The following is a 24,675-nucleotide window of genomic DNA, read 5'->3' as shown; positions in this document are numbered from 1 at the left end:
TATCAACAACTACACAACATGAATGCTCAAGGCATTATCGCTTATAACCCTCGCAACGAACAAGAAGTTGAAGGATTTGGCGGGAATTTCGCTCCAACCTGTGTTCGTGAACATTCTTATCAATATGATAGTTATGATTCGGCTTATCATACATTGAAATACACACGACCAAAAGAGTGTAAGGAATGTCCACTTGCAAATGACACACTGTGTCAGAAAGTCTATAAGATAAAACGTACAGTTAATATACGAAAATATGCAGAGCCTGCCAGAGGTTCTCAAAAGTGGAAGACTCTTTATAAACACCGAACATCTGTAGAGCGTGTGAATGCTTATCTCAAAGAATATTTTCAACTAAACAATGTACGTCATCGAAGTGGAAAAGTTGCAAAGGTACATTTTGACTTAGTCACGCTTATTTATAATGGAACAAAACTAGCAATTGATCGTATGAACCGTAAGGTGCTACAAAATTCAATAGCTATATAAACTTAAAAAACATCAAAAATGAAATTCTGCATTTTTAACCTTAATTAGAACGATGCATTATGAAATTGATTCAATTTAAGAAATTTTTAAGAAATAAATTGTATAGTTAAGATCGTTATTTCAGTCCATAACAATTAATGTTATGTTCAAAGGAAAGGAGAGTTTATATTTACAATCAGACGAGAGTAAAAGCGATAACTTAATTAATTTTCAAAGGCGTCGCAATATGTAGCGTGTGTTTTGAAATACATGTGTTCGACTAGATCAAGCAAAAGTCGTTAAAATATATTGAGATCGATACCGTTTAATCGTCGTGACAACTGAGAAATACTGATTGAATTCAGGTTGATTTCTTTTTGCAGTTGATCATCATAAAGATAGTCGCTTAGCGAATGTAAACTATTAACGTCTTGTAACTGTGCAATGAGTAGTAATTTTATGAATGACTTTGTCGTTAACTTCTTCGTATAGTAGTCTAATTCCAAAATTTACTTAACTAATTTTAGAACATACTTAGTTCTCCCCTTTCATACATTTACAGAAAACCACGATAACAACTTAATAATAGTGATAACATCATGTATTAAGATGCAGTAATGAAGGCAAAGTCCCTTGTCCTTACAGAAAAACTCTAAAACTTTGATTAATAATAAATAGGAGGGAGAGTCGTATTGTTGTCACATTATTTTTTTCTCACTTTCCTAATTTTGTTATCAGGTTATTATGATGAAGAATTAATAATTGGTCAACATGAAATTGAAGTTATTAAAAAAATAGTTAGTGAACAAGATTATCGAAATAAAGCTTTGGAGTTAAGAACAGGGAACAATCGATGGAAGTTCATATGGGGTGATGAATTTCAAGATCAGCGTTCCTTACAAAATTGGAATTTACAGGATTGGGCAGCTTATAAAAATGAAGAATGGCAGTATTATACTCCAGATAATGTAATCATTAAAGATGGATTCTTAATTATTGAAAGTAAAAAAGAACGATTTAAAGGTAGAAAATATACTTCTGGTGCAATAACTTCTCAAGGGAAATTTGAATTTACGTACGGAAAAATTGATATAAGAGCAAAACTACCAAGAGGAAAAGGGGTTTTCCCTGCTTTCTGGCTTGTAAATTCAAATGAAGATAGCTGGCTTCCTGAAATTGATATAATGGAAAATTTAGGTCATGCTCCTAATGAGCTATACTTTGTTGTGCACTGGAAAAACTCAGACGGTCATAAGATGAGGGATTACTTTCATTACAGAACTGAAGATATAGATTTTTCTAAAGGCTTTCATAAATACAGTCTTGTATGGGAAGAGGAAAAAATAAAGTGGTATATTGACGAACAACCAGTTTTTGAAACAGATAAGTTTTCGCCTAATAAGCCACTATTTTTGTATTTTAATACAGCAATTGGTGGAATATGGCCAGGTGGACCAGATCCAGATGACGATTATCCAAAAGAAATGTTAATTGATTATGTAAGAGTTTATCAATATAAAAGGGGTGGAGATTAATGGTGTTTCTTTACATTTCTTTTGCGATTTTCACTGCTTTTGTTATATTTCAAACTATTTATATAATGATTCCACTATTCAAAAACGAAAAAAGGAAACGAAGCAAAATTTCTAAGCAATATAGTTTTTCTGTCATTGTTCCAGCATTTAATGAAAAAAAAGTAATACAACATTGTATATCTGGTTTTTGTACACAGAATTACGCTAACGCAGAACTTATCTTAGTAAATGATGGATCAACAGACGATACGATGATTCTTTTAAGAGATGAATTAGATTTAAAGATAATTGAGCGTAAGTTAGATTCAAGGCTAAAATATCAGCAAATAAGAACTATTTACCAGTCTAAAATAAATTCAAGCATTTATGTAGTAGATAAATTAAATGGAGGGAAGGCAGATGCATTGAATGCTGGTATAGCATTAAGCACTCAGGAAATTATAATAACTTTAGATGCAGATTGTTATTTGGATCAGAATTCTATAAACGAGATGAATCACAAATTTCAAGAGGAGAATGTGCTCGCTTGTGGTGGAACTGTGCTTATTGCACAAGCATTTGAAGGACATATTCAAAACCTTAGGCCGACATTTAAAATAAAAGGTGTAATTAAATATCAATTCCTTCAATATTTAACAGCTTTCTACCTGCATAAAAGGGCACAAGAAACATTAGAAGCTATTACAGTAATATCAGGAGCTTTTGGGGCATTTAGAAGAGAAACGCTTTTTAATATTCAAGGTTTTAGAAGAACAATTGGTGAAGATATGGATATCACACTTAAGCTTCATAAGTGGATAAAAGAAAATAATGAAAAGTGGAGGATTGCATTTGTACCTACAGCTTCATGTTATACAGAGTGTCCAGATACTTTAAAAGATATGTTTAAACAAAGGGTTCGTTGGCAAAAAGCTTTTATCGAATGTTTAATTCATTATCGTAAATGTTATTTTAATAAATTCTCAATAAGGTTCTCACTCTTTTTTCTAGTTGATCAATTCATTATTGGGACAATGAATGCGTTCCCTGTAGTTGCTACTCCTATTTTATTACTCTTTAATACTAGTCACGTAGTTTTATTATTGTTGCTGGGTATTGGAGCTACTTTCTTGTTTATTTATCAATCTATTACGACTATTTATGTAAGTTCTCTTCATGGGGTAAAATTCTCAATGATTGATACGTTTAGAATTTTCTTTTTCCTACCAATAGAAATCTTCTTTTTTCGTATGATTAATCTCTCTTTTGTAATATATGGAACAATGTCATATTTCTATAAACCCCAATCATGGGATAAGTTCGAACGTTCAGGAAATATAAGCTGGAAAGGAGAGAAAAAGTATGAATAAGAAAATCATGAAATTTTTCGTAGCTTTCGGTTTTTTTGTTTTATTATTTATACTTGCTTTTTCATTTCGATATGTCATTGAAAAATATGATATCTTAGTAAAAGAACATAATGGGATTTTTCCTAAACATCAATCATTCTCTTTAAATAGTTGTGAAAGAGGGTCAGAAAGATCAGTCAGAAATCTCATATTAGATGGATCACAAACTGAAACTATTCCTATTTTACTGTATCACAGAATTATAGATGAAGAAGATATAGATAAACGTCATTATATTAACGGGAAAATTAACCCAATGGTGGTGAAGACAAAAGATTTTAAAGAGCAAATGTTATTTCTGAAAAATAATGGTTATCAGACTCTTTCAATGTCGGAATTATATGCATTCTTAAATCAAGAGATAAAGATTCCTGAAAAAACTGTTGTATTAACTTTTGATGATGGTTATAAAGATAATATAATTGAGGCATATCCTATATTAAAAGAGTATGGTTTTAGAGCCACTGTTTTTGTAATTACTGGAGCAGTAACAAATAGAACGTATCCTTTTACGCCTAAGTATGTTCAGTATGCAAGTTTAAAAGAATTGAAACAAAGCTGTGATGTATTTGAGTATCAAAGTCACACATATAATTTTCATAAGAAAGATCACAATGAGAGAGATGATAAGCCATATCTAGTTACAAAAACTATTGAAAATGTAATGGAAGATATTAAAATAAGTGTTTTTCAATTAGATGGTGAAAACCTTAGTTTTGCATACCCTTACGGAGAGTACACAACAAAATCTATAGATGTATTAAAAAAACTAGGATTTAAAATGGCATTTACTACAGAGGAAAGAGTCGCTAGTTCGAAAGATCATTTGTATGAAATCCCCCGATTTTCTATTTTTTCATCAACTACATTCACTGAATTCAAAACATATGTTCAAAAATGAACAGAAATAAAATATATTTTACAGTTAGAAGTATTATTTCAAATTATCTTAAGAACTTTTGTTTTAACGTTTGCTGTTATTCAAAAATTTTTAGAAGGTTTACAATAGTGTGCGTAAGACAGAGTAGTTCAGTTTTGATTACATGCAGTATCATTAAAATGACTTAATGACATATTGATAAAATAGAATTCTAATCAAGATGAATTTCCTTCAGCGGTTTAAATGATTAGTTGCTCAACTATACTATCATGTATGCACAATATCAAAAGAGTAGAACAACAATCTTTTTAATTAGTAAAGTTAAAATGAAAACCTTTGGTTCCATAATTCTCGAAATCCATTAAAAGCACATAGAAAATTTAGATATAAGTCCTATTTATTGAAAGAAGTGCACAACTTTGCAACAAACGCAGAGTCCTGTGCTTTTTTATTGAAAAATCCAAGTGTTTTTGAAAATTGATGATTCAAAATATTTTATTTGAGGTTTTAGTATGCATTCAAATTTATTAGACTTGAGTAAATTTGAGATGTGTGTTGAATTTTTATTGAGAATTACGTAAGAGATAGTGATAATGAAATTAAGGAACAAATTCAATCTTTCCATCCACTCGTATTTGACTTGTTGCCATTAACATTAGAAGAAATCTTTATTTATGAAATGGGGGATATCGGTTATGAAGTCGAAAAAATCCTTATTTAACGTAGGGATTGTGAAACAAGATTTGAGACAACATGGCTGGGTAAGTGTCCTCTACTTATTGGGTCTTTTATTTGCTTTACCATTACAAATGCTCATGATCAATGAGGATTCATTCCGAAGTACATATGATAATTTAGAAACTTATTTTGATATCGGAGTGACAATTCAAATTATTTTTATTTATACTTTGTCGATTTTAGCTGGGATATTTCTCTTCCGGTATTTACAGACGAAGGATTTGGAAGTACGTTAACAAGGCAATATACGATTCCAGTAAGAGAGTTTGAAAATAAATTTAAGCCAATTATTGAATCAGAGATTTATAAAAAATCTCATTTTAATTTTGGGTTCTTCGAAAAAGAAATTAAAAATGTACGTTTTTATAGTAATTTTTAGAACTTACGAAGCTTATGGCTAATGATGTCGAGTCGATGGAAATTGTACAGGTTTATCAAAGTGATATGGAATATCGTGCAACCGATGCTGTTTTTGAACAGAATAAAGAGAAAAGTAAAGTTGTTAAAATTACTGAACTTGCTCAGATAGATGAAATACTTATGAATACAAGCCGATATGGATATGGAAAATATGTCATCAAAATTAAACTAGTTAATGGCACGATTTATTTCGAACAATTGGATGAGAATCATGTGCCAGATTTTATAAATAAAGCATTTGAATAAAAGGAATAGGTGTATTGAAAGTGTATATAACACTTTCAATACACCTTCTTTTTAAAGGACAATTCTATCTTAGTTAATTTACTACACTTTATTAAAGGAGAAAAACGTCGCATATAAATTATTGGGAGTTTTTTTGAATAAAATGGTTATTTCATTATTTGGATGTTATAATCATTCTTAGTTATAAAAATAGAGAGATAATAAAAGATTGAGGAGGTTTCATCAATGTGGTCTAAACGCATTGTAACAATATTTGTTATGATCATTTGTCTACTACAAGTTACAGTTATACCGGTTTCAGCAGCAAATTATAATGGACAAAATATAAAAGAAGTGAAAGATATTCAAATTGTTGTTGATGGTGAAAAGCTTTCGTTAGACGGGGTATATCCAATATTACAAAATAAACGTACACTTATTCCATTAAGGACTGTGTTTGAGTCTATGGGAGCAGTTGTAGATTGGAATGAAGAAGAAAAGAGCGTGTTCGCTGTTAGAGCAGGACAAGCTATACAATTAAAGATTAATGAAACAGAAGCAATGGTTGGGGATGAAGTTATTTCATTAGATGTACCTGCTACTCTATATAACGGACGTACATATATTCCGTTACGTTTCGTAGGTGAAGCATATGGTGGAATTGTTGATTGGAATGACCAGTCACGTTTAATTACGATTAGTTTACCTGAAGATCAAGTTCATGAATTAATCGATTCAACTTTTATGTTAAATGATAAACCTTTAGATTCTGAAATAATTCCAATTTATAAAAATGGGCGGAATTATGTTTCAGTAGAAGCGATATTAGATGGTTTACACAATGATATTTATTGGACAAGAGAAGGAAATCAGATTAATGTTCAGTTGGATGGAGCAACAATGACGTTGTTTGTAGGTGAAACGTATGCTTTTGTTAATGGTGAGCGAATTCAAACGACAGAATTTCCAATTGAATACAAAGGAGAAGTTCTCGCACCTGTTCGCTTTATTGTTGAAGCATTCGGTGGAATTGCTCATTACATCATTGAAAACAAGACAACATATATCTATATAAATCGACCTAAGTTTAAGACGAGCTTTTTAACAGAGGAAGATAGACAAATTGTAACTCCAATTGACGTTCCAGGAGTTAGTTTAGTTGGAAATAGACGTTTGATGGTGAGTGATAATCCTGAAATATTAGATAAACAGACAATTACCGAAAATAGTACAGTATTATGGCACGATGAAGTTAAATCCGATGAAAGCTCAGTTGAACATAGGGTATTTGGTTGGCATATTAACAATCTAGATGACAAAGTTAAAATTGGAATTACGATAGAGAATCTCTCTCAAACAAATAATATTGAGATTAAAGGTTTAGAAGGAGTTAATCGATCAAGCTCAAATGGTTGGGCGAATTATGATGTTGGATTACCTATTGCTGAGACGGTTCTTACTGATAAATTAACTCAGGTTAAGTTGGATAAAACGATTGTTAACCAAGGTGAAATAGTTGTTATGCAAGAATTTACTGTAAATAAAGATTATTTGCTTGGATTTCTAGATGATTTTACAGTAGAGAGAAATAGTGGTGATGGACCGCTTCATTATAAAGTGAGAACTGTAATAACTCAAGACAATACGTCTCTTAGTGAAATTATAGGGAAACCAACAAAGTTAGATCTTGAACGCCCTCATCCCCGTGGTACTTGGCAAGGTGTAGAACTCGAAGCTAAGTTACCTACTTATCAAGTTGATAATGAACCAGTTGCTTATAGCTTTTCGAATGGACAAACAGATAACGTGTATTCAGAGACAACATCCTTTATGAAGGAGGATGGCGTTATTAAGAATACCGGTCATTATGGAGCGGTTTATAAAGTTATAATTCCGATTACAAATCCTACGGGTGAAGAGAAAACAGTTCGGATTTCTATGGGGGGACGCGGTGGATTATATAATGGTGCTGTGAAAACGAGCGAAGGTGTATTTATTTCACCGATCTTAGAGCCAATGGTAGATACGGTAAAGGTGATTGATTATGAAATAAACGGAACCGAGGATGTTATTGAATTAGAAGTTATGCATGCTGGTGGCGCTGCACTAGCTATGGCTCTTGAAATCTCAACCGTTGAGTAATAATGCCAAAAAACAAACGTAGGGGTTGTCCTAATCCCTACGTTTTTCCAATTGAAAACCCTTCGAACAAACGACCTCCATAAGGTTCAAGAACGTTTTCCGTCAGTTGAATTAACTTATCTTTTTCATCTGTCTTATAAAAAGCATCGAATGCTTTTACAAAATCTATTGCACGTTGTTCGTCATAATGAACTAATGAACGAAATAACCATTTAGATGAGCCGAGCCACTTTCGATTTGTTCGTAAAATAAATTCACTTACTAAATCAGCTAATTTATTGGCAATAAAAATTGATTCCTCCCTATTTTTGATCCTATCAAATCATCTAATACATCAGATATAAAATAACGTTTTATATTTATCGTATCTATTGACCATTCTTTTGGACCTGCGTCCAATAGGTTTTTGGCTTCTGCTTTTATAACTTTCAAAACGCCAGAATTCTTAATAATTATTCCTTCGTTTACCATCCTTGGCATACAAGGTCTAGCCTCTTCAACATCTTTTTTAAAATAGTACTTATAGGAAGTTAAGTTATGTGCAAAAAGTTCAATCTTCCACTCAAACTGGATTAGTGATTCTCGGTATGAAGATTTTAAATCTTTATCAAAAATAACAATATCTAAATCAGACGTTTCAGTCGCTTCTCCACGAACTACACTTCCAGCAAGAATGGCTGCCTGACAGGTTGGGAAATTTATTTTAATAAATTGTTGAGCTACTTCAAATGGTTGTAATCTTGTAGAATTCGTCATATAAACCTCCTTAATTTAATAGTGGAATTCAGTTTTTAATATACTCATTCTCATTCGATCGACAAATAGACCATTGCGCAATCGATCTTGTCTTAATGTTCCTTCCTCAACATAACCAATTTTTTGGTAAGATTTAATCGCTTTATTATTGTCTATATCTACACGTAACCAAATTTTGTTCAATGCCATCTCATTAAATCCAAATAGTCCAGTCATGTTATTTATACCTCCTATGTTTATTGTTTAGTTTTTTCGAAATATAAGTGGTAATGGTTTTCACATCCACGATTGAAAGCCGAAGAACATCTAGGACATGTAGATTTGCTGTTCAGATATTCATCTACGGTAAGTTCTGACTTGCATACGCCACATAATATCGCTTCTTCGTTAAACTTACTTTCTGGAATGACCTGATGATTGTGATCCGCACATTCGTCATGGCACTTTATGCATGGATAATACGTATCACAACAATAAAATTTGATCGCGATAATATCTTCCTTTGTATGATAATGTTTGCAACGTGTCTCATCGTCGATTATTAGCCCTTTTACTTTCATAATTTCACCTTCGATTCATGTATGGTTTGAAAAAATATATAAGAGCGTGTTCAAAAATGACGGAGAAGAACAAGGCGGTTATGGGTGAGCACCGGAGTGTACGTTTGTAGGGTACATGAGGAGCTGAAAAGCAAGTCAACGCAGTTATTCGACAGTCATTTTCCCCAGACTTTTTGAACATCCTCTATAAGGTAGCAAACTTTAATTAAACTATTGTATCATGATAATGTAGGAATATATTAGAAAAAGTAATTTTTAACTCATAGTTACTTATTAACATCATTTTGTTGCAAGTGAGGTGATAGCATGACATCCTTTACGGTTGGCATGGCTGGTCATATTGATCATGGGAAAACGACATTGACAAAAGCATTAACGAATATAAATACTGATCGATTAAAAGAAGAACGAGAGCGAAATATTTCGATAGAACCAGGTTTTGCTCCGCTCCTATTGGATGAAGAACATTCAGTATCAATTATTGATGTACCAGGACATGAGCGGTTTATAAGACAAATGATCGCTGGTGTAGCGGGAATAGATGCAGTTATTATCGTCATTGCTGCTGATGAAGGGATTATGCCACAGACGAAAGAACATTTGGCGATTTTGAATTTCTTAGGGGTACATAAAGGCATTATTGCAATAACGAAGGTTGACAGAGTTGATAATGATTTTAGGGAGCTTGTAATAGAAGAAGTACGTGATGAGCTTCAAGGTACGCAATTTGAAGACATGGAAATGGTTTCTGTAGATAGTTTAACTCATAAAGGAATAGATATATTGAAAGAGAAGTTATTGATGTTGCTTGAAAATGTTGAAGCTCGCAATCGAGTTGGTTCGTTTCGTTTACCAATTGATCAAGTTTTTACAATAAAAGGTCAAGGTACGATTGTGAGGGGAACGGTATTTGAAGGCGAGGTACATCAAGGTGCTTCATTAACTATCTTGCCAGATGAAAAAGTAGTACAAGCGAGGCAAATTCAAGTTCATAATGAAACCGTGCAAACTGCGAAGGCAGGTCAGCGTGTAGCAATTAATGTAAGCCAGATATCAAAAGATGAATTGAAGAGAGGCGATGTATTAGTATCTTCTCATCACTTTATCGTAACAAAGACTATCGATGTAGCATTACAATTTGCTCATCAATTATTACATCCGATTAAACAGCGAATGCCAGTAAATCTGCATGTCGGTACGTCAGAAGTCACGGGTAAAATTATTTTTTTTGACCGCAATAAAATTGAACAATGTGATGAAGAGGTCGTTTGTCAGTTAAGGCTTGATGAAGATGTGGTTGTCAGACGTGGCGATCGATTTATTTTAAGGAGGCCAACACCAGTTGAAACAATTGCTGGCGGATGGGTAATAAATCCGAAAGGTGAACGGTACCGCTTTGGAGAAGAAACGATTATGAATTTATTGAAGAAGAAGCAAGGCACACCGAAACAACGAGTATATGATGTATTAACAGAAGATAAGTGCTGTTCGTTTCAAAATTTAATAAAAGCAACATCACTCAATGAGGATTCACTACAATCTGTTCTACGAGAAGAGTTGGAAACTGGTGGTATCATTGAAGTGAAAACAGAGTATTATTCGGCTTCACAAACGATTGAGCAAATGAAGAAGGTCATTAACCAACAATTGGATCATCATCACTGCAAATTCCCAATGAGCATGGGTTTGAATAAAGCTGAATTAATTCAATTAATCTCACATATTCCAAAGCAATTAAGTGAGGCAACCATCCAAATGATGTTATCCAATAATGAATTAATACAATGGGAACAGTATCTTGCCTTGCCATCATTCACTCCACACTATCCAAAACAATGGGCAAAACGAATGGAAGAGGCAGTTAGTTTGCTTAAAGAAGATGGTATACAAGTGAAAGAGTGGAGTGAATATACAGCTGAAGTTTCGTTACCTCAAGAAGAAGCAACATTGTTAAAGAAGTTTTTATTAACAACACAAACTGTAGAGGCTTTAACCGATAAAATGTTAGTTCATCAAGACGCTTTTATGGAGACGTTATTTAAGTTATTTAAACAAACAGATAATACCTTCACTTTAAATAATGCAAAAGAAATTTTAGGACTATCACGAAAATATGTGATTCCATATCTAGAACTATTAGATCATCTATCATATACAATTCGACTGGATAATGAGAGGAAATGGTTAATTAATTCAGTTAGTACATTACGTGTAAATAAAGATTAATGATCGATAGGATACATATAGGTAATTCTATAGTTGATTCGACTTCGAATCAGTGTTGAACATAAAGAGATTTCACTGATAGTTATTTTTAAGGATTAATAGAGCTGGGGGCATAAAATGAAATCAAAAAAAATTACTGTTCGAAAAAAAGTAACGTGGTTTATCAATTCATTAATCATATTTTTATTTATTGTTTTGTTTTTGAGAGAAGGTTTACAAAAAAATGACCCTGTTTCATTGTTTTTTTATTTTACTGTAGGTGTTATTCTCATATCATTAATATTCAAATCTCTGAAGAATAAACCGGAAACGAAAGAACAGAGATTAGAGAAATGGAAATTAATTAGAAAGAGAGGAGTATATTATTATATTTTCACGAGAGGTTTATTAGGTTATAGTGTGCCGATATGGTTAATTGCTTGGGGGTTTGATACAGATTTTTCACAAGGCATTATGTTATCAGATTTATTAGAAATTTCACCGTTTATAATCATTTTCGGATTATTTTCAGGATGGGTCCAATGGTCGAAGAGGGAAGAAGAATTAATAGAAGAAAATTACAAATATAAGTTTCAGAAATGAAATCTGATTATAGTTACATATTAAGGTTTTTGAGAGAATTGGAGTAATGGTATGGCTAAGAAAAAAATATTTGATCGAATCAAAGTGTCACAGATTATCGCTTCATTAATTTCTATTCTTATAGGTATTTGGGTAATAAACTGGGGATTAGAAGCTAATCATCCTTTTTCGTTATATTTTCGTAACTTTGTAGGCATTATTTTTTTTGTTTTATCTTTATTGGTTTTGATAAAAAAACAACCAACGAAAGAACAACAATTGGAGAAATGGAAATCAACTAGAAAAAGAGGTGTGTATTACTATATATTCACAAGAGGTATTTTAGGTTGGGGTCTACCACTAGGAATAATGAGTTGGGGATTAGATGTAGATTTTTCACAAGGATTTAGATTATCAGAACTAATCATTAGGTTAACTGCTTATATCGTTGGTGGATTAATCATAGGTGGGTTACGTTGGTCACAGATGGAACTAGAATTAGAGGAAGTTCAAATTGAACAATCATAGGTGTATCAAAATACAAATCACATATTAAGAGAGGTATAAACATGTTGCATAAGATAACTGAGTTTAAAAAAATGATCCAACAGTTATCCGAGGAAGAAGCGAAAAGCTTTTTACAGTTAGCATTAATCCGCTTACAAATGGTTGAGAAAACGAATTACTCTGAGGTTGAATTCACAAATGATCTCAAAAAAATGGTCAATGACTTACAGAGATATAAATCACAAGATTTTGAGAAAACAGAACACGAGAAAGTCATACATATAGTTTTTAGTGCTTCTACGTCAGGAAGTTTAAATAATATGTTGAAAGATGTGAACAAATGGAAGGAAGAAAGAGTAATTTCACTATCTGAATTCTTTTGTTACGGTCCGATTCAAAATTTAGCTGATGAAAGTGGACGCGAACAAAGACGTAAATGGTTATGGAACCATATCAACTGTGATGAGGAATTTCTATTTGAGTATGAGGAGAATTTCAAACGAAAGCAAACAGAAATTCAATCAATACGCGAGCATGTACCAATTGTGATTTGGATTGCGGATAACTCAAATGAACAGATGGGTCTTCGTTTTGTGTTAACTTTATTGGATCAAAATAGAAACAATGTAACAGTTATGAATACGTCAAAATTATATGAGAAACTTTTTAATAATAATCGTGTTAATTATCAGCCATTACATACTGGAGAGTTACCGCCAGAGAAATTGAACTCCTTATATTCAAATATTAAGGAACTTAAACCGTTAACCGCTATCGAAAAGCAACCGTTGATGGATGAATGGGAAGAGTTATCAAATAATCAAGGTTTATTGCACATTTGGAAGAATGGAGAAATAGAGGCAGTTGACGTAAATTATTATGATGAATATATAATCAATAAGGCTCGGAAACTTCATAATAACCAAAAGGAAGTAGGATTTATGAAGTCTGCAAGGTTAATTGGTGAAGTAATCGGTTATTTAAACCAACGATTAGGAGATCAATTTATTGAATATCGTTTACGACAGTTAATCATTGACGGTATATTTCATATAGAAGGTGTACCTAAGGCAATGATGTATTATAGTGTAAAGCTTAAAGAGTTAAAGGAAGCTGAATCTATGTAAGAAGAAACTTCCATCAGTGGGGCTTAATCTTCATCCTCCACTGATGGTTAGTTGAAACAATCATGTAATTACCGAAGCTTACTGCCACAAGGGTATGACCAAGGCCCTCTCCCATTAAAACTTCGTTAACTTTTCTAAGTTTTGAAGTGGGATTCTTAACGTTTAATGCCATGTGATAAATGGTTCACTTTCCTAGTCATAGTTATTTCTTTACATTAATCCATGTATCGTTATGTGCTACTACTTTTCCAATAATCGTAGCTTCAGTATTAGTTGTTTGTTTTAATGTTGAAAGATATTTTTCAGCATCATCTGCCGGCATAGATATGAGTAATCCTCCAGATGTAATGGCATCACATAAGATTAGTTGATCAATCTCAGTTAAGGTTTCATCATATGTAACGAAATCTTTTAACCAACGATGATTTGATTTCGAGCCACCAGGAATTACTCCTTTGTGTGCAAGATCTTTCGTACCATCTAACAGTGGAATATCACTAAACGATAATTCAAATGTTACGTTACTGCCACTTGCCATCTCATAAGCATGACCGAGTAAGCCAAAACCTGTTACATCTGTAACAGCATGAACGTCAAACGGTTTAAGCTCGATGCTAGCAACTTTGTTTAAAGTTATCATCGTTTTTATAACGGATTCTTCTTGTGCTAATGTAACGACATTTCTCTTTATTGCAGTCGTTAGAATACCCACTCCGATCGGTTTTGTTAGAACTAACACATCGTTTTCTTTTGCACCAACGTTTTGATAAAGTTGATCTGGATGTGCAGTTCCTGTAACAGAAAGACCAAATTTCGGTTCTTGATCATCTATTGAATGACCTCCGATAGTTATAGCTCCAGCTTCTTGCACTTTGTCGGATGCACCAAGAAGAATTTGAGCTAACATTTCACTTCCTAGTTTCTTAATAGGGAAGCCGACAATATTTAAAACGGTTTTTGGTGTGCCGCCCATTGCATATACATCACTTAATGCGTTTGCAGCAGCAATAGCACCGAACGTATATGGATCATCCACAATTGGAGTAAAATAATCAACAGTTTGGATGAGGGCAGTATCATCTGATAATTTGTAAACACCTGCATCATCTGATGTTTCAGTGCCAATAAGAACGTTAGGATCATCTGATTGTTTTGGTAAGTATCGCAAAACTTGCGACAAGTCTTCTGGACCAATTTTACAGCCTCAGCCAGCTTTAGTAGAAAGGCTCGTTAAACGAATTTTTTCATGTTCGCTCATTGATTCCACCTCCTTTTTACATATTATATACTCAGATAAGATGAGAATTCGAGTAGAAAGCTGAACTTTTGCAACCATTCTAGAAATCAGTTACAATGGAAGATATTATCATTAGGAGGAAATACTATGAATTACAAAGTTTCTGTTGAATTTTGTATGATGTGAAACTATGCACCTAAAGCCGCGAGTTTCGCGGAAACGTTGTTTAACCATTTTAGAAGTAAAGTATCAAATGTAGAATTAATACCTAGTTCAGGTGGGGCATTTGAGATAACTGTAAATAGCGTAAAGATCTTTTCAAAACTTGAAGAAGGAACTTTTCCTGACTTTGAGAAAATGATTGAAGTAATGGAACAGATGAACAAATAATCAAGTCCGGCCATTGGTCGGACTTTTTATATAGTATATTGGAGGCTTATAATGAAGCAATATTTACGAAACATTCCGGCTGTACATGAATTACAAAAGGATCGGCGGTTTCAAACCATTATAGAAGAAACGGGTTTGAAAATCGACCAACTTACAAAATGGCTAAGTAAATCAGTCAGTCATATTCGACAGCAAATGATAAAAGGAGAGTGGAATGGTGAGGTTAGTAATCTGACTAACGATATTTTCGAACATTTACGAGAAATTATTAACCAACAATCCACTTTTCATTTGCAGAGAGTTATTAACGGTACAGGTACAGTTTTACATACCAATTTAGGTCGTGCGAAGCTTAGTAAGGCTGCGATTGAACATGTTATTGAAACGGCAGAGAATTATTCGAACTTGGAATTTGACTTGTTACGAGGCAAAAGAGGTTCACGTCATGATGTTGTGGAAGGGATTATTTGTGAAGTAACTGGAGCCGAGAGTGCTATGGTTGTGAATAACAATGCTGCTGCTGTTTATTTGATTTTAAAAGCACTTGCTAATGAAAAAGAAGTGGTCGTTTCACGGGGAGAGTTAGTTGAAATCGGTGGATCGTTTCGAGTGTCATCTATAATGGAGGAGAGCGGAGCAAAGCTTGTCGAGGTTGGTACGACGAACAAGACTCATTTATTTGATTATGAGCAAGCAATAAATGAGCAAACAGCTATGTTAATGAAGGTACATACGAGTAATTTTAAAACAATCGGATTCACAAAGTCGGTTGAATCTGATGAATTAGTGTCAATTAAAGAAATGTTCCCTCATTTAATTGTATACGAAGACTTAGGAAGTGGAGCACTCTTCAATTATTCTAATTATGGAATTGGAGATGAACCACACGTTAAAGATGTATTAGCAGGAGGAATCGATCTCGTATCGTTTAGTGGAGATAAACTATTAGGTGGTCCACAAGCTGGTATTATAGCAGGAAGAAAACAAATAATAGATAAATTAAAAAAACATCAACTTGCACGTGTATTACGTGTTGATAAAATGACACTTGCTGCTTTAGAAGCGACACTTCAACCATACTTAAAAAATGAAAACGAAATCAAACAGTTACCAGTCGTTCGAGATTTACTTAAAACGCAAAAAGAAATTAACAAAGTTGCGTTAGACTTTGAATGTATGGTTAAAGAGAAAACATCTGATTATTCTATCGATATTGTTGAAGGAACATCACAAGTTGGCGGAGGTACAATGCCTGGTGTAGAGTTACAAACATCGCTTGTAAAAATGAATAACTACTATTTTAGTGCTCAAGATCTTAGTGTTAAGCTCCGTCACGGTACACCAAGCATTGTCTGCCGCATTAAAAATGATCATATATATTTAGATTTTCGAACGATTGACCCGTCTGAACTGCAACTCATCGTTCGCTCACTGATAGAAATTGAGTCTGCTTATAAATCATGACTTGAATGTTTCTTTTGTCGTGAATGGTTCTGGTTTTTCACCTTTTTCGAACCACTTAATGGTTCAGGCTGACCTGATGTTTCACCGTTATGTGCGTTTTTGCGAATGTCTTTTCCAGTATTTCGTTCCATTCTAATTCCCTCCTTTTTTGAACACAGCTATAATTTGTGTGTTCCAACACGTTTTATGCGTATGAAATAGTCTTAGAAGGAAACGATATACTATGTACATTAGAAAAGGAGTGTTGAATTTGCCGTATAATAAAAATAAGCAACAGGCATTTCAAGCTGCTCAACAAGGAGTAGACCAAGCGAAGGATGCTTATGAAAGTATTGTCGTTGAGCGAGCTGATTATGGTTCACAACTTAAACATTTAAAGCAAGAGGTAAATGAGGCATTTGAGCAAATTAATAATGCACTCGAAACGGCTTCTGAGCATCAATATAGTCAACTACAACAATTTCAACACGATCTTAAAAATATTGTTCAACAAGTGAATCAAGAATAAAACCCGCTAATTAATGCGGGTTTTATTTTTGATCATTGATTTTTTTTACGTTTTTTATTGTTTTGTTTTTGTTCAGCAGTTAATGGTTCATTAGCAAACTCTTCATTATATCCTGCGCCTTGGCCTTGTGCTTTTGATGCATTCATCCCAGGACGAATATGATTGGCTTTACGTTTTGCCATTTAAAGCTCACCTCCATTTATAATGTCGGTAAGCAACAAATAATTATACATTTCTTAAATATTTGAATAAAAGTGCTTTCATAAGCCAATCTTATATATTTTGATAACTTAGTTGTTATTTACTTATATGATAAGATGTTTTACAATGTAACAGAAAGTTCATTTTTTCAGTAATTTTTACAAAATGTAAACTTATTTTTGATAAGATTCGAGGGGGTAATACATATGTCAAATGATATTTTTAATGCACGTCAATCATTTGAAGTAAACGGTAAAACGTACAATTATTACAATTTAAAAGCACTTGATAACGTATCGGACACATCTCGATTACCATATTCAGTTCGTGTTCTGCTTGAATCAGTTCTTCGACAGCAAGATGGTAGAGTTATTACGAAAGAACATGTCGAAAATTTGGCTAACTGGGGTACAGATAAGCAAAAATCTATCGATGTACCATTTAAGCCTTCTCGTGTAATTTTACAAGATTTCACAGGAGTTCCTGCAGTTGTTGACCTTGCTTCACTTCGTAAAGCAATGGCTGATATGGGTGGAGATCCAGACAAAATTAACCCTGAGATCCCTGTTGACCTTGTAATTGACCACTCAGTACAAGTAGACAAGTATGGAACGGACGATTCTCTTGAATTTAACATGAACTTAGAATTTGAGAGAAATCAAGAGCGTTATCAGTTCTTGAATTGGGCACAAAAATCATTTGATAATTATCGTGCTGTACCACCAGCAACAGGTATCGTTCACCAAGTAAACTTAGAGTATCTTGCTAACGTTGTACAAGGTGTTGAAGGTGACAATGGATTTGAAGCATTCCCTGATTCACTAGTAGGTACAGATTCACATACTACGATGATTAATGGTATCGGTGTACTTGGATGGGGTGTAGGTGGTATTGAAGCAGAAGCAGGTATGCTTGGTCAACCTTCATACTTCCCAGTACCAGAAGTAATTGGTGTGAAGTTCACTGGTGCAATTCCTAAAGGTGCTACAGCAACAGATGTAGCGTTGAAGGTAACACAAGTACTTCGTGAAAAGAAAGTAGTAGGTAAGTTTGTCGAATTCTTCGGTCCAGGTCTTGCTGAAATGCCACTTGCTGATCGTGCGACAATTTCTAACATGGCACCTGAGTATGGAGCAACATGTGGTTTCTTCCCTGTTGATGTAGAAGCACTTAACTACATGCGTTTAACTGGTCGTTCAGAAGAACAAGTAAACTTAGTTGAAGCATACTGTCGTGCAAATAATATGTTCTATATTGCTGGTGAAACACCAGATCCAACATATACAGACATCGTAGAAATTAACTTAGACGAAATCGAGCCAAACTTATCAGGACCGAAACGTCCACAAGATTTGATTCCATTATCTAAAATGCAGAATAAGTTCCATGAAGCAGTAACAGCTCCAGCTGGTACTCAAGGACTTGGTTTAGATAAAAGTGAGTTCGATAAAGAAGTAACTGTTACATTGAAAGATGGAACGGAAACAACTATGAACACTGGTTCGATTGCAATTGCTGCTATTACGAGCTGTACAAATACTTCTAATCCATACGTATTAGTAGGTGCGGGTCTTGTAGCGAAGAAAGCAACTGAAAAAGGACTTCAAGTTCCAGAGTTTGTAAAAACCTCTCTAGCACCTGGTTCAAAGGTTGTAACAGGTTATCTTGAAAATTCAGGTCTGTTACCATATCTTGAACAGCTTGGCTTTAACATTGTTGGTTATGGCTGTACAACTTGTATTGGTAACTCTGGTCCTTTGAAAGAAGAAATTGAAAAAGCAGTTGCTGAAAACGATCTTACTGTCACTTCTGTTCTTTCAGGTAACCGTAACTTTGAGGGTCGCATCCATCCGCTTGTAAAAGCAAACTATTTGGCATCTCCGCCGTTAGTTGTTGCATATGCACTTGCTGGTACAGTGGATATTGATCTAAATAACGATCCAATTGGTAAAGATAACAATGGAAATGACGTATTCTTTAATGACATTTGGCCTTCTCAAGAGGAAGTTCAGAAAGTTGTTGAGGAAACAGTTACGCCTGAATTGTTCCGTAAAGAATATGATGACGTATTTAACAGCAATTCACGTTGGAATGAGATTGATACAACGGAAGAGCCATTATATACATGGAATGATGATTCAACTTATATTCAAAACCCACCATTCTTTGTAGGTCTTTCAAAAGACCCTGAAGAAATTAAACCTCTTAGCGATTTACGCGTAATTGGTAAATTTGGTGACACTGTAACAACAGATCATATTTCACCAGCAGGTGCGATTGGTAAGGATACACCAGCAGGTCAATATCTACAAGCGAATGGAGTAAGTCCTCGTGACTTTAACTCTTACGGTTCACGTCGTGGTAATGACCGTGTAATGACACGTGGAACGTTCGCGAATATTCGTATTCGTAACCAAGTAGCTCCAGGAACTGAAGGTGGTTGGACAACTTATTGGCCAACTGAAGAAGTAATGTACATTTATGATGCTGCAATGAAATATAAAGAATCAAATACAGGTCTAGTTGTTCTTGCAGGAAAAGACTATGGTATGGGTTCATCACGTGACTGGGCAGCAAAAGGTACGAACCTTCTTGGAATTAAAACAGTTATCGCAGAAAGCTATGAGCGTATTCACCGCAGTAACTTAGTTCTAATGGGTGTACTTCCACTACAATTTAAAGAGGGAGATAGCCATGAATCACTAGGCTTAACAGGTAAAGAAGTCATCGAAGTTCAAATTGATGAAAATGTTAAACCACGTGACCTTGTAACAGTTCGTGCGACTGATGAAGCTGGCAATACGAAAGAATTTGAAGTTATTGCTCGATTTGATAGTGAAGTTGAGCTTGATTACTACCGTCATGGTGGTATCTTACAAATGGTTCTTCGTGAAAAATTATCAAATTAATATAAGTTTGACAATAAAGACAGTGCCCTTAGCACTGTCTTTATTGTCTTTCATTTATCTGAATCATTCTGTACTATATCATTTCGTAAAATTAACATAATCACTTTAATTAGCGTGATTAAATTACAAAGAGTTGAATACAATTTAAAAAATGAGTATGCTATTGAAATGTAGTAGTTTACTTGCATATTAATAACTAGGATTATATAAAACAAATAATTATCTTCATTTCCAGTAATAAATTTAAAGAAGTGTCTTTATATCTGCATATTTTCTGCATAATGAAATGCTATTCAAATGAGTAATTAAGTGTAATTTTTCCTAGTTCTTTTAAAAATTGTTGATAGGAAACAAAATAGTTATCTTTGTATACATACTTTTTACAAGATAGTTGCTATTTTAATAAGCATATTAGTAAGATATAATTACAGGAGGTATGAAACGTGACGAGAATTATTGCTTCAATTTTTATTATCGGGTTAGTTGTGTATGGCGTAATAACATCTTACCTTGATTCTAAGGAAGCTGAGCCATTTCCAGCACAAGCCGCATCTGATATGGTTCTCACAAAGGGTGGAGTTGCACCATTATTTTCTCTTACTAACTTACAAGGGGAACAGGTTTCATTACAGGAGTTAAAGGGTACAAAGGTCATCTTGAACTTTTGGGCAACATGGTGTCCTCCATGTAAGGAAGAAATGCCAGAGATGCAGAAATTTTACGAGGAAAATAAGGACAATGATGTAATTGTGCTTGCGGTCAATGCAACTCAAACTGAAATAAGAGCTTCAGATGTTCAAGATTTTGTTAATGAGTATGAGTTAACGTTTCCAATCCTTTTGGATGAAGAAGGAATTGTCAATACTGATATGTATCACGTAGTGACATTACCAACTACTTTCTTTATTGATTCCAATGGCATAATGCAACAACAGGTATTAGGTTCAATAACTTATGAACAAATGAAATCGATTACCGAGAGTTTGGATTAAATAATGCACCCCTACTGTATGACAGGAGGGGTGCATTAATTTTTTGTATCTCCTTTTTAATACATAGGAAGTACAAGAAGTAAAGAACAATGTGTGCATAGCTCTAATGAAAACTGCGATGTGTGTCATGATAAGTTCAATTAATGTTAAAGGGAAGTTGAAAAAATTTTACCACTCTTGGTAACTTGACAATATAGTATGTTCTATCGGAACAATTGCAAATGTATATAAGTTTGTAAAAAAATGAAGAGTAACGCTAAAAAATATCTGAAAATTGTTTACTATCTAAACTTTTAGGGCATATTGAAAAGAAAGATAAAGGAAGGATGTATATGATGAGAAAACATAAGAAACGTACTTTACAACAATTAATAGCAGAAAATAAACAAGAGTTATTAAACGATCGACAAGCATTGGAGAAAATTGAAGAACGAATGGAAAGGCGTGCTCAAAAACAATCTGGTATTGCATTACATGAATAATAACTAGTACGTTGTAGATACTACCTATGTACACTTTTGAAAAGAAGGTGAATAAATGGGTAATCCTAAACGTAATCCAAAAGATTTTGTACCAAGACATCCCGGAACACAACCTCGTGAGTCAACGGTAAATAACGGAAAGAAACGTCAAAACAAAACAGGTGACACTCCGACTGTTATTCAAACAAAAGGGGAATAAAAGCTTTCGTTTAAGACATCCTAAGTTTTGAAAATGATGAAGGAGTGATAATAGTGAACAATCGTCCCAATCCTGATGATCGTAGTGATAATGTAGAAAAGTTACAAGATGCAGTACAAAATACAATCGAAAACATTGAAGAATCTCACGAAACGATGCAATTTTCTTCTGGTGAAGAGCGTGCTCAAATTGAAGCAAAAAATAAAAGACGAGAAGAAAGTATTGCTGCTATGCGTGAAGAAATTCAAGATGAAGCAAATGCAAGAGAAAATGGGGAATTCTAAACCGGCCTTATAAGCCGGTTTTTTTATTGGTTTCATTAAAATTTCACTTACCGTATTTATTTTATAACATAATAACTAGTAATAAATATTTTAATCTACTCTCAACAATATGGTAAGATGTTTTTGAAGGTTGGTGAAACTGTGCAACTTACAAGTGCGTTATCAATAGAACAGATTGAAGAAATAATAACAGAATGGGCAACAACAATTGATTTATATAGTGAAACAGATGGTCTAAAGTTGCTAAAAATACTAGAACAGTATCAGACACATACGCAATATTTTAGCTTGAAAGCATCTTTGTTAGGATTACTTTCTAATATCAGAATGAAACGACTAGGTAAAATTGATCAGTTGTCAGAGAAATGGGCAGAAACTGCTCTACATTATAATGAAGAAGAGAAATTGGCTGGAGAAATAATAGCAAACATACAGCTTGAAAAATCAATGAATTTATTGAATGAATTAATGTTTCCATTAATTCGTGAAACAGATAACCGTCAAGGAAAGCGTACAGTTGCTCAGCAATATATTCAAACAAGTGACAGCTTCCTAGATGAAATTGAACAACATTATCAGCTTTTTCAAACAGGTTTAAGAGCAGCACGTCTTGTTGATAATAAAGATTTAGAAGAAACATATTCAAAATTACATGGGATGTTAATCCAATTAGAAAAATCACTAGCAAGCTTAGTACAATACTCAACTAACTTTATTAATTCGTTAGCAGGCAATTTTCATTCTTCAAACTATGTAACAGGAATGAAAGAAGCGATTTCTGAAGTTGAAGAACTAAAAAGAAAATGGATTGAACAATTTGATCAATCAGAAACTGATACAAAACAATCTTGTTTAACAGAATTAGAGAATATGATTGGTCTTAATGAAATTAAGGAGAAAGTCCGCAAGCTCTATCATTTTCTGCAGTATCAACAGCTTCGTAAGTCGGAAGGTTATCAGTTTAAAGATGAATTACAGCTTCATATGATACTAACTGGTAATCCAGGAACGGGTAAGACTACTTTGGCACGACTATTTGCAAAGATCTATCACGAACTAGGGATATTTGAACGCTCAGAGATAACTGAAGTTGATCGTTCACATTTGGTAGGTTCATATGTTGGTCAAACTGAAGAGAATGTGATGAATATCGTAAAACAAGCTCAAGGTGGCGTATTATTCATTGATGAAGCTTATAGTTTACGTAGGGATGGTCAATCAGGAAACGATTATGGCCAAACAGCTATTGATACATTAGTTTCAGCAATGACAAGCGGAGAATATGCAGGTACATTTGCTGTTATTTTAGCTGGTTATCCGGAAGAAATGCGTCAGTTTCTATGGTCAAACCCTGGTCTAAGAAGCCGTTTCCCAGAAAGTAATCATTTTCATTTAGATGACTATTCTACTGAAGAATTAATCCAAATTGCTACAAAGACAGGACTAGAAAATGATTTTGTATTAACAGAAGAAGCATTATTAGAAATTGAACATAGAATTGATAAGGAACGTATAGATGAATCATTTGGGAATGCTCGAACAGTTAAAAACATTTTGATGGATGCAGTCTTTCAAAAGGGCGCAAAGTTAGCAGAAAAACAAGTGTTAGATGTCATCGATTTCACGATAATTGACAAAGAGGATGTTGAACTTAAAGAATCATCTGATCATACAAGTACATCATATGAACGTTTAGAACGTCTAGTAGGATTAGATGTTATAAAAAAAGAAGTAAAAACATTAACCGCATTCGTTAAACTTCAACAACGAAGAAGGGAAAGTGGACTGAAGACAGTACCTATCCACTTACACTCTGTCTTTTCAGGTAATCCAGGGACAGGAAAAACAACTGTAGCAGAAATCTTCTCTCACATATTAAAAGATAGCGGACTATTAAAACGTGGGCATGTTGTAACCGCAAGTAGAGCAGATTTAGTAGCAGGCTATATCGGCCAAACAGCTTTAAAAACTAAAAAGAAAATTCGTGAGGCTCTAGGGGGAGTATTATTCATTGATGAAGCATATTCACTCATGTCTATGTCTCAAAATGATTTTGGAAAAGAAGCTATTGATACGTTAGTAGAAGAGATGACAAAGCATGAAAATAACCTCGTAGTAATCTTAGCTGGTTATCCAAAATTAATGAAAGAACTATTAGAATTTAATCCGGGGCTTGCATCACGCTTTAAGAAATTCTTTGATTTTCCAGATTACTTGCCTGAAGAACTAACAGCATTAACTACGTCATATGCTGAATCTTATAGCTATAAGTTAGATGAAGAAACAAAGAATGAACTTACTCTCTATTATCAAACGCAATCCATTGAAGGAAATGGAAGATTTGTGACGAATCTAGTGGATGAGACAATTCAAAAGCAAGCATATCGTATAATGATAGAAGAAAATGATGAGCAATTGTCTCATTTGAAGCTATGTGATTTCAGAGCAGCGATTGAGGATAGGGAGAGGGATTAAA

Annotated in this window: 24 protein-coding genes and 4 pseudogenes; 21 read left to right on the top strand and 7 right to left on the bottom strand. The window is 33.8% G+C overall.

Going from position 1 to position 24,675, the window contains the following annotated elements; translation table 11 throughout:
• A partial coding sequence (locus BFG57_RS10810) for a transposase (RefSeq protein WP_139125116.1) occupies positions 1–489 on the top strand: 489 nt, incomplete at its 5' end.
• A gap of 281 nt (positions 490–770) precedes the next feature.
• Here the strand turns inward: BFG57_RS10810 and BFG57_RS19270 are convergent.
• Positions 771–974: pseudogene (locus BFG57_RS19270) on the bottom strand (IS4 family transposase); the annotation flags it as partial.
• 189 nt (positions 975–1,163) lie between these two features.
• Here BFG57_RS19270 and BFG57_RS10805 point away from each other — a divergent pair.
• The 7 genes and pseudogenes from BFG57_RS10805 (at position 1,164) to BFG57_RS10780 (ending at position 7,796) form a co-directional block, all read left to right on the top strand.
• The gene (locus tag BFG57_RS10805) at positions 1,164–2,003 is read left to right on the top strand and encodes a glycoside hydrolase family 16 protein (protein ID WP_069717508.1); all 840 of its coding nucleotides are present in this window, start codon (positions 1,164–1,166) and stop codon (positions 2,001–2,003) included.
• A complete protein-coding gene (locus BFG57_RS10800) occupies positions 2,003–3,352 on the top strand; it encodes a glycosyltransferase family 2 protein (RefSeq protein ID WP_069717504.1) in 1,350 nt (449 codons plus the stop codon). The genes BFG57_RS10805 and BFG57_RS10800 overlap by 1 nt, the downstream gene beginning before the upstream one ends.
• Positions 3,345–4,292: a polysaccharide deacetylase family protein gene (locus BFG57_RS10795; protein WP_069717503.1), complete on the top strand. Its 948-nt coding sequence runs from the start codon at positions 3,345–3,347 to the stop codon at positions 4,290–4,292. The genes BFG57_RS10800 and BFG57_RS10795 overlap by 8 nt, the downstream gene beginning before the upstream one ends.
• A gap of 556 nt (positions 4,293–4,848) precedes the next feature.
• Positions 4,849–4,992: pseudogene (locus BFG57_RS19265) on the top strand (ABC transporter ATP-binding protein); the annotation flags it as partial.
• Entirely contained in the window at positions 4,967–5,245 is a 279-nt protein-coding gene (locus BFG57_RS10790) for a hypothetical protein (RefSeq protein ID WP_069717502.1), read from the top strand. The pseudogene BFG57_RS19265 and the gene BFG57_RS10790, both read left to right, overlap by 26 nt.
• Before the next feature lie 157 nt (positions 5,246–5,402).
• On the top strand, positions 5,403–5,675 hold the full coding sequence (locus BFG57_RS10785; protein WP_139125114.1) for a hypothetical protein: 273 nt from the start codon (positions 5,403–5,405) through the stop codon (positions 5,673–5,675).
• Positions 5,676–5,900: 225 nt separating this feature from the next.
• Positions 5,901–7,796, top strand: coding sequence for a stalk domain-containing protein (locus tag BFG57_RS10780; RefSeq protein ID WP_069717500.1), 1,896 nt, complete (start codon positions 5,901–5,903; stop codon positions 7,794–7,796).
• Between the two features lie 37 nt (positions 7,797–7,833).
• Here BFG57_RS10780 and BFG57_RS10775 read toward each other — a convergent pair.
• The 3 genes and pseudogenes from BFG57_RS10775 to BFG57_RS18415 all read right to left on the bottom strand — a co-directional run bounded on the left by BFG57_RS10775 (position 7,834) and on the right by BFG57_RS18415 (position 9,112).
• A pseudogene (locus BFG57_RS10775) lies at positions 7,834–8,552 on the bottom strand (nucleotidyltransferase domain-containing protein).
• A gap of 15 nt (positions 8,553–8,567) precedes the next feature.
• Positions 8,568–8,768 (bottom strand): GNAT family N-acetyltransferase, encoded by a 201-nt coding sequence (locus tag BFG57_RS10770; RefSeq protein WP_069717499.1) that lies wholly within the window; start codon positions 8,766–8,768, stop codon positions 8,568–8,570.
• Between the two features lie 20 nt (positions 8,769–8,788).
• Entirely contained in the window at positions 8,789–9,112 is a 324-nt protein-coding gene (locus BFG57_RS18415; RefSeq protein ID WP_083249198.1) for a CHY zinc finger protein, read from the bottom strand.
• A gap of 306 nt (positions 9,113–9,418) precedes the next feature.
• On the opposite strand from BFG57_RS18415, the gene selB reads away from it, so the two are divergent.
• The 4 genes from selB to BFG57_RS10750 all read left to right on the top strand — a co-directional run bounded on the left by selB (position 9,419) and on the right by BFG57_RS10750 (position 13,533).
• Entirely contained in the window at positions 9,419–11,338 is a 1,920-nt protein-coding gene (gene selB, locus BFG57_RS10765) for a selenocysteine-specific translation elongation factor (protein WP_069717498.1), read from the top strand.
• Between the two features lie 117 nt (positions 11,339–11,455).
• Positions 11,456–11,920, top strand: a complete 465-nt coding sequence (locus tag BFG57_RS10760) for a hypothetical protein (RefSeq protein ID WP_069717497.1) — start codon at positions 11,456–11,458, stop codon at positions 11,918–11,920.
• 51 nt (positions 11,921–11,971) lie between these two features.
• Complete coding sequence (locus BFG57_RS10755) at positions 11,972–12,427, top strand: hypothetical protein (protein ID WP_069717496.1); 456 nt, start codon at positions 11,972–11,974, stop codon at positions 12,425–12,427.
• 41 nt (positions 12,428–12,468) lie between these two features.
• A complete protein-coding gene (locus BFG57_RS10750) occupies positions 12,469–13,533 on the top strand; it encodes a DUF1835 domain-containing protein (RefSeq protein ID WP_069717495.1) in 1,065 nt (354 codons plus the stop codon).
• A gap of 202 nt (positions 13,534–13,735) precedes the next feature.
• On the opposite strand, the gene selD is transcribed toward BFG57_RS10750, so the two are convergent.
• Positions 13,736–14,791, bottom strand: coding sequence for a selenide, water dikinase SelD (gene selD / locus BFG57_RS10745; RefSeq protein ID WP_083249197.1), 1,056 nt, complete (start codon positions 14,789–14,791; stop codon positions 13,736–13,738).
• 177 nt (positions 14,792–14,968) lie between these two features.
• On the opposite strand from selD, the pseudogene BFG57_RS10740 reads away from it, so the two are divergent.
• A pseudogene (locus tag BFG57_RS10740) lies at positions 14,969–15,160 on the top strand (Rdx family protein); the annotation flags it as partial.
• Positions 15,161–15,211: 51 nt separating this feature from the next.
• Positions 15,212–16,624 (top strand): L-seryl-tRNA(Sec) selenium transferase, encoded by a 1,413-nt coding sequence (gene selA / locus BFG57_RS10735; RefSeq protein WP_069717492.1) that lies wholly within the window; start codon positions 15,212–15,214, stop codon positions 16,622–16,624.
• Here the strand turns inward: selA and BFG57_RS10730 are convergent.
• Positions 16,612–16,755 carry a small acid-soluble spore protein P gene (locus BFG57_RS10730; protein ID WP_069717491.1) on the bottom strand — a complete coding sequence of 48 codons (144 nt, stop codon included), beginning with the start codon at positions 16,753–16,755 and terminating at the stop codon, positions 16,612–16,614. The two genes, selA and BFG57_RS10730, sit on opposite strands and share 13 nt — an antisense overlap.
• 119 nt (positions 16,756–16,874) lie before the next feature.
• Here BFG57_RS10730 and BFG57_RS10725 point away from each other — a divergent pair, with 119 nt between their 5' ends.
• Complete coding sequence (locus tag BFG57_RS10725) at positions 16,875–17,132, top strand: hypothetical protein (RefSeq protein WP_069717490.1); 258 nt, start codon at positions 16,875–16,877, stop codon at positions 17,130–17,132.
• A 32-nt stretch (positions 17,133–17,164) separates the two neighbouring features.
• Here BFG57_RS10725 and sspO read toward each other — a convergent pair whose 3' ends face one another.
• On the bottom strand, positions 17,165–17,314 hold the full coding sequence (gene sspO, locus BFG57_RS10720) for a small acid-soluble spore protein O (RefSeq protein ID WP_069717489.1): 150 nt from the start codon (positions 17,312–17,314) through the stop codon (positions 17,165–17,167).
• A gap of 225 nt (positions 17,315–17,539) precedes the next feature.
• Between sspO and acnA the strand changes: the two genes are divergently transcribed.
• From acnA to BFG57_RS10695, 6 genes are all read left to right on the top strand, one after another.
• Positions 17,540–20,242: an aconitate hydratase AcnA gene (gene acnA / locus BFG57_RS10715; RefSeq protein WP_069717488.1), complete on the top strand. Its 2,703-nt coding sequence runs from the start codon at positions 17,540–17,542 to the stop codon at positions 20,240–20,242.
• Between the two features lie 443 nt (positions 20,243–20,685).
• Positions 20,686–21,234, top strand: a complete 549-nt coding sequence (locus BFG57_RS10710) for a TlpA disulfide reductase family protein (RefSeq protein ID WP_069717487.1) — start codon at positions 20,686–20,688, stop codon at positions 21,232–21,234.
• A 335-nt stretch (positions 21,235–21,569) separates the two neighbouring features.
• A complete protein-coding gene (locus BFG57_RS18410; protein ID WP_083249199.1) occupies positions 21,570–21,716 on the top strand; it encodes an FbpB family small basic protein in 147 nt (48 codons plus the stop codon).
• A gap of 55 nt (positions 21,717–21,771) precedes the next feature.
• Complete coding sequence (locus tag BFG57_RS10705) at positions 21,772–21,915, top strand: acid-soluble spore protein N (RefSeq protein ID WP_069717486.1); 144 nt, start codon at positions 21,772–21,774, stop codon at positions 21,913–21,915.
• Between the two features lie 50 nt (positions 21,916–21,965).
• Positions 21,966–22,199: a small acid-soluble spore protein Tlp gene (gene tlp, locus BFG57_RS10700; RefSeq protein WP_069717507.1), complete on the top strand. Its 234-nt coding sequence runs from the start codon at positions 21,966–21,968 to the stop codon at positions 22,197–22,199.
• A gap of 117 nt (positions 22,200–22,316) precedes the next feature.
• Complete coding sequence (locus BFG57_RS10695; RefSeq protein WP_083249196.1) at positions 22,317–24,674, top strand: AAA family ATPase; 2,358 nt, start codon at positions 22,317–22,319, stop codon at positions 24,672–24,674.
• Position 24,675 lies beyond the last annotated feature (1 nt).

The organism is Bacillus solimangrovi (genome assembly GCF_001742425.1).
Lineage (GTDB): Bacteria > Bacillota > Bacilli > Bacillales > Bacillaceae_N > Bacillus_AV > Bacillus_AV solimangrovi.
This window is presented reverse-complemented; position numbering and strand designations above follow the sequence as displayed.

Excerpts from the sequence above, each read along its gene's own strand:
- BFG57_RS10800 (WP_069717504.1), top strand. The coding sequence starts at position 2,003 with ATGGTGTTTCTTTACATTTCTTTTGCGATTTTCACTGCTTTTGTTATA.
- BFG57_RS10795 (WP_069717503.1), top strand. The coding sequence starts at position 3,345 with ATGAATAAGAAAATCATGAAATTTTTCGTAGCTTTCGGTTTTTTTGTT.
- BFG57_RS10790 (WP_069717502.1), top strand. The coding sequence starts at position 4,967 with ATGAAGTCGAAAAAATCCTTATTTAACGTAGGGATTGTGAAACAAGAT.
- BFG57_RS10785 (WP_139125114.1), top strand. The coding sequence starts at position 5,403 with ATGGCTAATGATGTCGAGTCGATGGAAATTGTACAGGTTTATCAAAGT.
- BFG57_RS10780 (WP_069717500.1), top strand. The coding sequence starts at position 5,901 with ATGTGGTCTAAACGCATTGTAACAATATTTGTTATGATCATTTGTCTA.
- BFG57_RS10770 (WP_069717499.1), bottom strand. The coding sequence starts at position 8,768 with ATGACTGGACTATTTGGATTTAATGAGATGGCATTGAACAAAATTTGG.
- BFG57_RS18415 (WP_083249198.1), bottom strand. The coding sequence starts at position 9,112 with ATGAAAGTAAAAGGGCTAATAATCGACGATGAGACACGTTGCAAACAT.
- selB (WP_069717498.1), top strand. The coding sequence starts at position 9,419 with ATGACATCCTTTACGGTTGGCATGGCTGGTCATATTGATCATGGGAAA.
- BFG57_RS10760 (WP_069717497.1), top strand. The coding sequence starts at position 11,456 with ATGAAATCAAAAAAAATTACTGTTCGAAAAAAAGTAACGTGGTTTATC.
- BFG57_RS10755 (WP_069717496.1), top strand. The coding sequence starts at position 11,972 with ATGGCTAAGAAAAAAATATTTGATCGAATCAAAGTGTCACAGATTATC.
- BFG57_RS10750 (WP_069717495.1), top strand. The coding sequence starts at position 12,469 with ATGTTGCATAAGATAACTGAGTTTAAAAAAATGATCCAACAGTTATCC.
- selA (WP_069717492.1), top strand. The coding sequence starts at position 15,212 with ATGAAGCAATATTTACGAAACATTCCGGCTGTACATGAATTACAAAAG.
- BFG57_RS10730 (WP_069717491.1), bottom strand. The coding sequence starts at position 16,755 with ATGGAACGAAATACTGGAAAAGACATTCGCAAAAACGCACATAACGGT.
- sspO (WP_069717489.1), bottom strand. The coding sequence starts at position 17,314 with ATGGCAAAACGTAAAGCCAATCATATTCGTCCTGGGATGAATGCATCA.
- acnA (WP_069717488.1), top strand. The coding sequence starts at position 17,540 with ATGTCAAATGATATTTTTAATGCACGTCAATCATTTGAAGTAAACGGT.
- BFG57_RS18410 (WP_083249199.1), top strand. The coding sequence starts at position 21,570 with ATGAGAAAACATAAGAAACGTACTTTACAACAATTAATAGCAGAAAAT.
- BFG57_RS10705 (WP_069717486.1), top strand. The coding sequence starts at position 21,772 with ATGGGTAATCCTAAACGTAATCCAAAAGATTTTGTACCAAGACATCCC.
- BFG57_RS10695 (WP_083249196.1), top strand. The coding sequence starts at position 22,317 with ATGTTTTTGAAGGTTGGTGAAACTGTGCAACTTACAAGTGCGTTATCA.